The 11,396-nt window shown below is 45.2% G+C and carries 8 protein-coding genes; 5 read left to right on the plus strand and 3 right to left on the minus strand.

Annotation, left to right across the window (positions count from 1 at the left end; translation table 11 throughout):
- Nucleotides 1-234 precede the first annotated feature (234 nt).
- A complete protein-coding gene (locus tag AC5YB1_RS10530) occupies nt 235-1,671 on the minus strand; it encodes a glyceraldehyde-3-phosphate dehydrogenase (protein ID WP_494519118.1) in 1,437 nt (478 codons plus the stop codon).
- A gap of 203 nt (nt 1,672-1,874) precedes the next feature.
- Here AC5YB1_RS10530 and AC5YB1_RS10535 point away from each other — a divergent pair, with 203 nt between their 5' ends.
- Both AC5YB1_RS10535 and gap read left to right on the plus strand, forming a co-directional pair.
- Nucleotides 1,875-2,717 carry a DUF2989 domain-containing protein gene (locus AC5YB1_RS10535; protein WP_494519119.1) on the plus strand — a complete coding sequence of 281 codons (843 nt, stop codon included), beginning with the start codon at nt 1,875-1,877 and terminating at the stop codon, nt 2,715-2,717.
- Nucleotides 2,718-2,939: 222 nt separating this feature from the next.
- A complete protein-coding gene (gene gap / locus AC5YB1_RS10540; protein ID WP_494519120.1) occupies nt 2,940-3,950 on the plus strand; it encodes a type I glyceraldehyde-3-phosphate dehydrogenase in 1,011 nt (336 codons plus the stop codon).
- Nucleotides 3,951-4,283: 333 nt separating this feature from the next.
- Here gap and AC5YB1_RS10545 read toward each other — a convergent pair whose 3' ends face one another.
- Nucleotides 4,284-4,559, minus strand: coding sequence for a hypothetical protein (locus AC5YB1_RS10545; RefSeq protein ID WP_494519121.1), 276 nt, complete (start codon nt 4,557-4,559; stop codon nt 4,284-4,286).
- Nucleotides 4,560-4,780: 221 nt separating this feature from the next.
- Nucleotides 4,781-5,476, minus strand: coding sequence for an SDR family oxidoreductase (locus AC5YB1_RS10550; RefSeq protein ID WP_494519122.1), 696 nt, complete (start codon nt 5,474-5,476; stop codon nt 4,781-4,783).
- A gap of 168 nt (nt 5,477-5,644) precedes the next feature.
- Here AC5YB1_RS10550 and AC5YB1_RS10555 point away from each other — a divergent pair, with 168 nt between their 5' ends.
- The 3 genes from AC5YB1_RS10555 (at nt 5,645) to AC5YB1_RS10565 (ending at nt 11,344) form a co-directional block, all read left to right on the plus strand.
- Nucleotides 5,645-6,652, plus strand: coding sequence for a phosphotransferase (locus AC5YB1_RS10555; protein ID WP_494519123.1), 1,008 nt, complete (start codon nt 5,645-5,647; stop codon nt 6,650-6,652).
- Between the two features lie 313 nt (nt 6,653-6,965).
- Nucleotides 6,966-8,153: an efflux RND transporter periplasmic adaptor subunit gene (locus tag AC5YB1_RS10560; protein ID WP_494519124.1), complete on the plus strand. Its 1,188-nt coding sequence runs from the start codon at nt 6,966-6,968 to the stop codon at nt 8,151-8,153.
- 5 nt (nt 8,154-8,158) lie between these two features.
- On the plus strand, nt 8,159-11,344 hold the full coding sequence (locus tag AC5YB1_RS10565) for an efflux RND transporter permease subunit (RefSeq protein ID WP_494519125.1): 3,186 nt from the start codon (nt 8,159-8,161) through the stop codon (nt 11,342-11,344).
- The last annotated feature ends 52 nt before the right edge of the window (nt 11,345-11,396 follow it).

An 11,396-nucleotide genomic window follows, 5' to 3' on the forward strand; every position in this document is an offset into this window, starting at 1 on the left:
TGCTTTCAATCTCAATCAAGTTCTACTTAAGAAGCTTTCCCCTGACTGCGGAATGGCATTCTACCGATTTACGCCCAAGAGTCAACGCTAAATTATGTAATAATCGAGATTAATTAACTGGTTGCTGCAATATTGCTCGTTGTGACTTTTTGTTAACCAATTTAGGTGATAAGCGAATAAAAAAACGCCTGAATCACTGACTCAGGCGTTTATAATCATGCATAATCGGATACGTTACAGGTTAGGCAATGACTGATATTGTAAGCCCAACATCTTTTGCATCACGCCAACAACTTGGCAGCTGTAGCCAAATTCATTGTCATACCAGACATATAAGATAGTACGATTGCCTTCGGCAATGGTGGCCTGTGAATCAACTACGCCCGCGTAACGTGAACCAACTAAGTCTGACGATACAATCTCAGTTGACTCGGTAAAATCAACTTGGTTTTGCAATTCAGATGACAAGGCCACTTTACGTAGATATTCGTTCATATCTTCTTTATTGGTTTCGCCATTGAGGTTTAGGCTGATAATCGCCATCGAGACATTGGGCGTAGGCACGCGAATGGCGTTACCTGTTAACTTACCTGCCAAAATCGGTAGCGCTTTAGCAACTGCTTTCGCAGCACCAGTTTCGGTGATCACCATATTTAATGGTGCGCTGCGGCCACGACGGTCTGCTTTATGATAGTTATCAATTAAATTTTGGTCGTTGGTATAAGAGTGGATCGTTTCAACGTGACCATTAACAATGCCGTACTTGTCATTGACCGCTTTGAGTACTGGTGTTATCGCATTTGTCGTGCAGCTTGCCGCCGATACGATAGTGTCCTCATCTAAGATATCATTCTCATTCACGCCATAAACGATATTCTTAATCGCGCCCTTCGCAGGAGCTGTCAGCAATACTTTTGCCGCGCCTTTCGACTTAAGATGAAGACCTAAACCGTCTTCATCTTTCCAAATACCGGTGTTGTCGACAACTAAGGCATTATTGATGCCATATTGGGTGTAATCAATTTCATCTGGCGAGTTGGCGTAAATAACCTGAATATAAGTGCCGTTAGCAATAATAGCATTGTTGTCTTCATCAACTTCTACTGAACCATTAAATGGTCCATGTACTGAGTCACGACGTAACAAGCTGGCACGTTTTTCTAAATCGCCTTTACGGCCACCACGAAGTACGATAGCACGCAAACATAATTTGTTGCTCACGCCCGTTCTTTCAATCAATAGGCGTGCTAATAAACGTCCGATACGACCAAAACCATACAGCACAACATCACGTGCTTGTTGATCATCTTCGTGATCGATAGCGCTTGCCAGTTCTTGGCTCATATAGGCTTCTATCTGACTTGCATCCTGATGCTCACGCCAGTAGTTGACCGCTAATTTTCCGATATCAACTTTGCATTGCTTTACTGCAAGCTTGCTGAGTGCTTCTACAAATGGGAAGCTTTCACGCAATCTGAGTTTTTCGCCAACATGACGGCGTACTAAACGATGGGATTTAATGATTTCAATAGTCGAAGCATTAAGAAGGGGTTTACCGTATAGCACGACTTCTACACCTTGATTACGGTACAGCTTACCCAACAGAGGCTGCATCGCTTCTGCCATTTCAAAACGTTCTTGCCAACTTTGTAGGTGTTTATCAGCGGTCATTTACAGATCCTTTATCTCACTTTAACTACTTTATTTGTAGAAATATTTGAGTAACAAAGAGAAAAGCCCAATAATCTACTCTTATCGGTACCAAATCCCCTTATTGGTCGGCGCTATTGTAATGAAAACAAGGCTGACGATCTAGTAAGATATTTCCCGTAAATATGTAATAATATTAGATAAAATCACCAGAGGAACTCAGCTTGCGCATAAAGTTTGTAATCATTACACCATTATTGTCGGTTTTAAGCGTTTTCACCCTTTTTGGCTGTGATAATGGCGTTAATACCAGCACCATTTGTAAAAATAATCCTGAACTTTGTGACGATTTACATCGTGACAGTTGGTGTAAATATGAAAAAGCAGACCTGATTAAACAGCGCTATGTGCTAAAAAACAGCCCATCGCCCTCTGGCGAGCAAGTTTACCAACAGCTGATCAACCTAGAAAACTACAATAAATGTATCGAACTGGCTGCAGGTGTTGAGCATATTTTGCACCCAGAGCGCACTAACGATCGCGCTAAAGCTTTTGGTGTCAGCGCACAAAACCTCTCGCAACTGCAAGCTACCACAAAAAATAATCCAGATATCTATCTGTCATTTTATCACTGGACGCGTTTAAGCGATGCTAAGGCGCAAGCACGAGTGATTAAGGCTGAGCGTGCGGGTAAGATAAATGATCCGTTAATATTGGCGCAGTTGGCTGCCTACTATCAAAAATCAGATGTGAATAAGGCAATGGCGCTATATTTTGATTTGTTAGCGTCCACCAGCCCTGAGCAGTTTAATCCCGACTGGTTATTGGGACTCGCCAGCATTTACCAGCAACAAGGCGATTTAGAGAAAACCTACCTGTTTTCTAAAGCTAACATCTTAATGACCAATAATAAGGCTTCAGCGCAAAAAATGAGTGCCTTAGTCAACGGTAATGCTAAGGTTGAGGCACTCTTAACCGAGCAAGCACAAGCCTTGGTTGTGCATCTCAATCAGGGCGACTACGCTTCTAGTGATATTCGACAGCAATTACACCCAAGTGGGCAGTAAATGCTGTTAAGGTAACTTCCGAGACATGGCGCGTTATCCGAGCTAAAAGTATTTTTTTTACAGAAAAGAACCTCTCTTTTGTAAAAAACCTGATCTTTGTAAAGGAAACAGCAAAATTGTTACGCTATTTGACCGATAATTGCTGATATTGCTTGACGATAGCTGTCATTTTGGTAATTTTACTACCAGATTACTTTTATACATTTACTTGAGGGATATGAGATGACTATCCGCGTTGCAATTAACGGCTATGGCCGTATCGGTAGAAACATACTTCGTGCGCTTTATGAAAGCGACAAAAACTATCCAATCCAGATCGTTGCCATCAATGATTTAGGCGATGCTTCTATTAATGCTCATCTCACCAAGTACGACTCTGTACATGGTCGCTTTAATGCCAAGGTTGAGCATGATGACGAAGCTATCTATGTAAACCAAGATAAAATCTTGACCTTCTCTGAGCGCGACCCAGGCAAACTACCTTGGGCAGAGTTAAATATCGATGTGGTATTTGAATGTACAGGTATCTTTACTTCCAAAGAAGCGGTACAACCACACCTAACGGCAGGCGCCAAGAAAGTGATTATTTCAGCTCCTGGGAAGAATGTTGACGCGACTGTCGTCTATGGTGTTAACAATAATGAAATCACCGCAGATATGACGGTCATTTCTAATGCTTCTTGCACCACAAACTGCCTAGCGCCTTTTGCTAAGCCATTAAACGATGAGATTGGTATCGAGTCGGGTTTGATGACCACTATCCATGCTTATACCAACGATCAACGTTTATCGGATGTGTATCACACAGACTTACGTCGTGCTCGTGCTGCGGCTATGTCGATGATCCCAACTAAAACGGGTGCTGCGGCGGCTGTTGGCCTTGTGGTACCTGAGTTAGCAGGCAAATTTGACGGACTCGCCGTGCGCGTGCCTACGGTTAACGTATCATTAGTTGATCTGTCTTTTATCGCAGCACGTGATACCTCGGTTGAAGAGATCAATGCCATCATTGAAAAAGCGGCAAGTGTTGCGCCAATGAGTGAAGTCTTAGCGGTAAATCATGAACCTTTGGTTTCTATCGATTTTAACCACAATCCTTACTCATCAAACTTTGATGCAACTCAGACTCGCGTTAATGGTCGTCTAGTGAAAGTCATGGCTTGGTACGACAACGAGTGGGGCTTTAGCAACCGTATGCTAGATAACGCCGTTGCCTTAATGAATGCTAAGTGATAATTAAGTCTCACTAACCGATAATTATTACCTAAGTCAATGATCAGCAAAAGGAGCCTAATGGCTCCTTTTTCATTTTCTCTTATTCATTTAATACACTTTTACTTCTGGGAATAGTGTCAATTAGGAGAAATTCAATCGTTAAACAGGGTACTAACAAGCAAGGACTTTTATGAAAGGTAAAATGCTCAGTATTTTGCTTGTCTCATTACCTTAATTGATATTGCTGATGTTGATTTTTTCGTGAACGAGAGACACTTATAAAACTGATAAAAAGTGTAAGGTATAAGCTGAATTGACAGATGAGTTTACGATATAGCATGCCATTGATGCTTAAAAGCGTTTGATCCGCACAACTTTCATCACTTCAAATTCAAGTCCTGCCACGGTTTCAACCTCAGGGTAGTAGGTTATATTCACCTTATGTCCTTGTAAACTACGGTATTTTTTCGTGCGCTTAAATTTAAACGGAGCATCGCAGCCTTCTATCATTACCGTATGTTGTACCCACTCGTTGGTTTCTCTTTGAGTATGAGAAAGAATTTTCACCCCCTCTGAATGCACTAAACCATCATGTTTATCGAGCATTTTATCTACAACATGTTTCATAATCAGACCTTTTTACGATGAGTGAGTTTTAACCTACAAAAATGACAATAAAAAATTATACAACATCTCATCGACTTTGCATGCGGCCTTAAATTGTACCAAATTGAGACCGTTAACAATACCTAATCAATTACTTATTAATCGATTAGGTTATCAAGCCCTATCGTTAACGGCTTATCGAACGCAGCAACCAGTAGCACAGTAGCAAGCCAAAAGTGACCTTACCAAGGGAGTGTGCTGCCGTCGTAATTATAAAATCCACCACTGTCTACTAATACAAGCTTTTCGAAACAATGGCTTAAGCCCGCAACAGACTCTTCCACACTGATAAGTGCATTAGGGCCTCCCATTGCGGTTTGTACCCAGCCTGGGTGATATACAGCACAGGCGATACTGTTAGCATGTAAGTCAATGGCGAGACTTTTTACCGCGGCATTAAGCGCCGCTTTAGATGAACGATACAGGTATGCCCCGCCACTACTATTATCGCTAATACTGCCCATTTTAGAGGAGATAAAAATCACTTTACTCTGCCTGCTTTGCTTTAAGAGCGGATAACAGGCTTGCGTCAGCATGATTGGGGCGATGGCATTAACTTGCATCACCTTAAGCCACTCTTGCTCGTCACAATGGCCAAATGCAATCCCTTTAGGGCCATAGTAACCCGCATTATTAATCAGCAGATCGATTGGCTCACCAGCAAGGCTATCAATAAACGCATTCATCTCAGCTTTAACGGTGATATCTAATTTAGTCAAGGTTAATTGAGAATACTGCTGACTTAATCGCAGCAATGCATCGGCGTGTTGCGGCGTACGGCAACACGCCGTGACGCGCATACCTTGTTTGAGGTAATGGTTAACAAACCCTAATCCTATGCCACGATTGGCACCAGTGATCACTACATGTTGACTCATATTTCCTTCCTTCTTTTGTCTGCATGTTTAACACTATGGGCGTTACACAAACGCCTTATGACATTCATTCTAGCCAGTATGTTATCTGATTTCGCGTTGGTGCCTCTGTTATCAAGAGAATGTTTTTGCCACAATATCCCCCCTTGTTCTTTTAGATGGCCATCTGCTTTGGATATTTGCCAGTATTTAGCGTCGACATTAGATGCCACTCAAGTGGTTAAAGTGGCGAGTCTACAAACCTTATGGAGCGGTTATGGTGAAATCGCCCGCTATCAGGTTCAGCTCAACGCCAAGCGACACAGTGTGATTGTGAAACATATTTGTCCACCACTTGACGTTGACCATCCCTATCAATGGCACAATGCTAATTCACACCAACGTAAGATGCGCTCCTATCAAGTTGAAGCGCATTGGTATCAACACTGGTCGCACTTATGCGGACAAGCCACGCCAATGCCAACTTATATTGGCCATTACCATGATGACAAGACTAACGAGTCGATCATGATACTGTCTGACTTAGATGCTGCAGGCTATCCACTGCGTTATCAGTCGTTAACGGTTACGCAGACCAAGGCGGTATTAAGTTGGCTCGCGGCGTTCCATGGCCAATTTATTATCCAGGATCCCGCACAGGAGTGGCCAGAAGGGTTATGGCCTCAAGGCACCTACTGGTATCTGGCCACGCGAATGCAAGAATATACCGCCATGGATGACGGCGCGCTTAAACAAGCTGCGCAAGCCATTGATGCGCGGTTAAATCTAGCTCAATTTCAAACCTTAGTGCATGGCGATGCTAAAGTGGCTAATTTTTGCTTTCAGCCTGATGCAGCTGAACATGGTGCAAGTGTGAGTGTTGCTGCCTTAGATTTTCAATATGTGGGTAAAGGTTGCGGTGTAAAAGATGTTATCTATCTCTTAGGCAGTTGCTTGGACGAAGCCATTCTCTTTACACATTATGACGAGCTCATGGAATATTACTTTAGTCAATTTCGCAAGTCAGCTAGCGCTATGTTAAGTGATGCTCAAATCAACGCAGCTATCAACGAATGGCAACAACTGCTCCCCTTTGCTTGGGCTGATTTTGAACGTTTCTTAGCGGGTTGGGCGCCATCACACCATAAGCGTCATCGTTTTAGTGACAAGATGACCCGCCAAGCACTAGCGCTGTTGTAAGTTATGTTGCTAAGTTGCCCCTCAATTGACTTGCCGTCAGTGCTCAATTTTAATTGAGTTCAGCTTCAAAACTATGGCTGCGAGCCTTGGGTCAATAACACTGAACTTACGATTCTTGTCAAGGTGGCATCCCGCCCAATAGCGGTTGTTTACCTAATTGTTACATACCTGTTTACATTATTAGGCTGTAACAAATGCGCCATTAGGCTACCATTCCAACCTTGAACTTAAACATGTCCGTATCATCGCCTCCTTATCGAGGCCGTATGACGACAAATAAGCATACCTTCGCTTCAACAAGAGGAAGCCATTTGTGGCAAGTAAAAAACAAATAATATTACCTATTGTCGTGCTCGCCGCCGGGATTGGCGGATACGCCATCATGGCATCGATGAAACAGCCACCGCAAGAGAAGCCCGCTGTTGATACTACCCCTGTGGTATCGGTCGATATTATTGAAAAGCAGCCGCTGACCTTCGCTGTTAACTCTTATGGCATAGTCTCGGCTAAATATGAAACCGAATTGGTATCTCAGGTCAATGGTGAAATCGTTTATTTAGCCGATGCCTTTGTTCGTGGGGGCTTTGTCAAACAGGGCCAAGTGCTGGCTAAGATTGACCCTAGTGATTACGAGGCGGCGTTAATTGATGCCGAGGCCACGCTGGCATCGGCCAAGGCGACCTTAGTACAAGAAAAAGCCTTTGGCAAAGTCGCCGAAGAGGAGTGGAAACGTATCGAAAATGGCGCCCCAACTCCCCTAAGTCTGCGTAAGCCCCAGCTTGCACAAGAGTTAGCTCGTCTGCATTCATCTGAAGCCGGTGTTTTGCGCGCCAAGCGCAACCTCGAGCGCACCATTATCAAAGCGCCCTACGATGCCCTAATTGAAAGCCGTCACGTCGGCCTTGGCTCTTATGTCAGTACAGGCACGGCACTTGGCAATGTACTCAGTACCCAAAAAGCCGAGATCCGCTTGCCACTACCCGATAAAGAAGTTCGCTACCTTAACGATCGTGGCATAGGTGCTAGTGTCACCCTTAAAGGCGAAATCGCTGGCTTACCACAACAATGGCAAGCCACCATAGTCCGCAGCGAGGGCGTCATCGATGACCGTAGTCGCATGACCTATCTGGTGGCTGAAGTGATTGACCCTTATGGTTTGGTATCGCCTAAGCAGCCGCTACGTTTTGGCAGTTATATCACAGCCAATATCAAAGGCCGCCAAGCCAAAAGTGTCACGACAGTTGCACGGCATCTTATTATCGATAACAAAATTGCGTTGCTCGATGATAATAACCAACTTAAATATCAAAAGGTGCAGGTGCTACGAGAACAAGGGGCTCAAGTTGTCATAAGCGAGGGGCTTGAGTCAGGTATGAGAGTGATCACCTCTGCCCTTGACTACCCAATAGCAGGCATGGCATTGGCACTAGAAACGAGGCAACCAAAACTTGATGCGCCTCAGGCCACCCCAACCCAAATGGCAATGGACGATAAGGAATAATTTGGATGCCTGATACTCATAAAGGCATCATTGCCTGGTTTGCACGTAATAGCGTGGCAGCCAATCTGTTGATGATCATCATCATTCTGGGTGGCTTAATGACAGCCAACACCATTCGAAAACAGTTCTTCCCGCAAGTGGAAATTAACTGGGTTCAATTCAGTGCTTTCTATCCTGGGGCGGCGCCACAGGAGGTTGAAGAAGGGATCACCATAAAAGTAGAAGAGGCACTCGAGCGGGTTCAAGGCTTGAAACGGGTGATCACCTATTCAAACCGTAATTCAGCATCGGGTTACTTTCGTATCGAAGACTCCTATGATCCACAAGTGGTGCTCGATGAAATCAAATCTGAAATTGACTCCATCTCCAGCTTTCCCGATGGCATGGAGCGTCCACGGGTTGAGCGCATCAAGTTAAGGCAAGAGGTGTTTTACATCAGCTTGTATGGTGACGTTCCACCTAAACAGTTAAAAGAACTCGGCGAAAAAATTCACGATGAGCTGATGCAACTGCCGCTGGTTAATATCACTGAGTTTTATGGCGGTTTAGGCTATGAAGTTGCCATCGAAGTCAGCAAAGATAGGCTGCGTGAATATAACCTGACCTTTAGCGATGTCGCAAGCGCAGTGCGCGGTTATTCGCGCAATATGTCCGCTGGGCAAATTAAAGCGGAAAACGGTTATATCAATCTTAGGGTACAAAATCAGGCGTATGTGGGCTATGAATTTGAAAACCTGCCGCTGATCACCTTAGAAGATGGCACGAATGTGTTACTTGGGGATGTGGCCACCGTTATCGATGGTTTTGAAGAAGGGATCCAATACTCAAAATTTAACGGCAAAAACTCGGTCACTTTCTTTATTGGCGCATCCAACGATCAGAGCATGACAGATGTGGCCAAAGTCGTTAAGCAATACGTTAACGATAAACAGCAAACCTTGCCAGCAGGGCTCAAGCTAGAAACCTGGGTCGATATGACCTACTACCTTGAGGGCAGGCTCAACCTAATGCTCGACAGCATGAAAAGTGGCGCCGTATTGGTGTTTATCATGCTGGCGCTGTTTTTACGGGTACGTTTAGCGTTTTGGGTCATGATGGGGCTGCCGGTCTGTTTCCTTGGCACATTATTATTTATGCCCATGGCGATGATCGATGTCACCATTAATGTCATTAGCCTCTTTGCCTTTATCTTAGTGCTGGGGATTGTGGTCGATGATGCCATTGTGATGGGAGAAAGCGCCCACACCGAATGTGAAAAGCATGGGCAAAATATCGACAATGTGATCCGCGGGGTGAAACGGGTCGCCATGCCTGCCACCTTTGGCGTATTGACCACCATAGCGGCGTTTTTGCCTATTACGCTCGATAATGGCCCCTCGTCGGCATTTGGCCAATCTATTGGCTATGTGGTGATCTTGTGTCTGCTATTCTCTCTGGTGGAGTCTAAGCTCATTTTACCCGCACACTTAGCCCGCATGAAACCTAAAACCATTGTTAAATCCGGCTCTAAAAAGCCGCTCGACTTACTTAGATTGGCCGTCAACGCGCTGCAATCTCGAGTCGATAACGGCTTACAATATGTGATACGCCATTGGTATCATCCATCATTAACCTTAGCGGTAAAGTATCGCTACGCCGTCATCATGCTGTTTATCAGTTTTATCTTAATCTGCGCTGGGCTCTACTCTGGTGGCATTATCCGCTATGTGGGTCAGCCTAAGATCCCCCATGATTTCCCGCGGGTGAATGTTGAGATGAATGTTGATGCCTCGGAGAAAGCAACTCTGGCGGCCGCCCTCGCTATTGAACAAGCCTTATATGATGTGGATAAAGCCATAGAAGCCGAATATGGGCAAAAAATGATAGCCGATATGCAGGTTGACCTTGAAGGCCGTACCAGTGCCAATATCATGACCAAGTTGGTCGACCCTGAACTGAGGCCAATGGATACCTTTGCCCTTGCCGAGCGTTGGCGACAAGCCATGCCCACCATTGCCGGGGTCAAGTCCTTTACCATACAAGATAATTTATTTGGTGGCGGCCGTGATGACGGTGACATTAGCTTTCGTTTAGAGGGGAAAGATGACGCGCAGCTAGTCGCCGCGGCCTTGGCGTTAAAAGCGAAACTGAACACCTTAAAAGGGGTCGGCGATGTGAATGATAGCCGCCAATCCAGTGCTAAAGAGGTGCAGTTTAAGCTTAAACCCCTCGCTAACAGTGTCGGCTTAACGTTAGCTGATATTGCCGCCCAAGTGAGTGCCAGTTTCTATGGTATGGAGGCGCAGCGGATTTTACGTAACGGCGAGGAGATAAAGGTGATGCTGCGCTATCCTGAGGCGCAGCGTAATGCGATAACCCATGTGACAGAGGTGATGATCCAGACGCCCCAAGGCGCTGAGATCCCATTGTCAGAGCTGGCTGAAATCGAAGTCACTCAAGGGGTGAATGGCATTCGCCGCGAAAACGGTAATCGCACCATCAATGTGTGGGCTACCGTCGATGCTGCGCAGGCTGAACCCTTTAAATTAGCGCAAGATATTCGTGATAACTTTATTCCTGACCTATTGAAGCAATACCCAAGAGTGAAGAGTGAAGTGTCCGGTAATATTCAAGAGCAGATGGAAAGCGCCAGTACTCAGCTACGGGACTTTGTCATTTCGCTCTTGGTGATCTACAGCTTGCTTGCCGTGCCGTTAAAGTCGTACTTGCAACCCTTTATGATCATGTCGGTGATCCCCTTTGGGGTGATCGGCTCAGTTCTGGGCCATATGATCTTAGGCATAGATTTAAGTGCCTTGTCACTGTTTGGGATTATTGCCGCCGCTGGGGTGGTGGTTAATGACTCTTTGGTGATGGTGGATTACATCAATCGCTCACGCCAAAACGGCGTGGCGATGAAAGTCGCGGTGATCAATGCTGGCTGTCGCCGCTTTAGGGCCATTTTATTGACCTCGCTGACCACCTTTATCGGCTTAGTGCCCATCATGACTGAAACCAGCATGCAGGCGCAGATGGTGATCCCTATGGCGGTATCCTTGGCCTTTGGGGTGTTATTTGCGACTGTTGTCACCTTGGTATTGATCCCCTGCCTCTATCTGATGATTGAAGATATTAAGGCGTTATTTCAGCCAGCATCGACAGGAGATACTGCAATGTCACCCACAGATCTACACCCTGAGCCACAATCTTAAATGGTTTAGGCAAGTCGATGACGGTTTAACGACGCAACAAAAAAGCCAGCGA

This window comes from Shewanella sp. 433 (assembly GCF_059338565.1).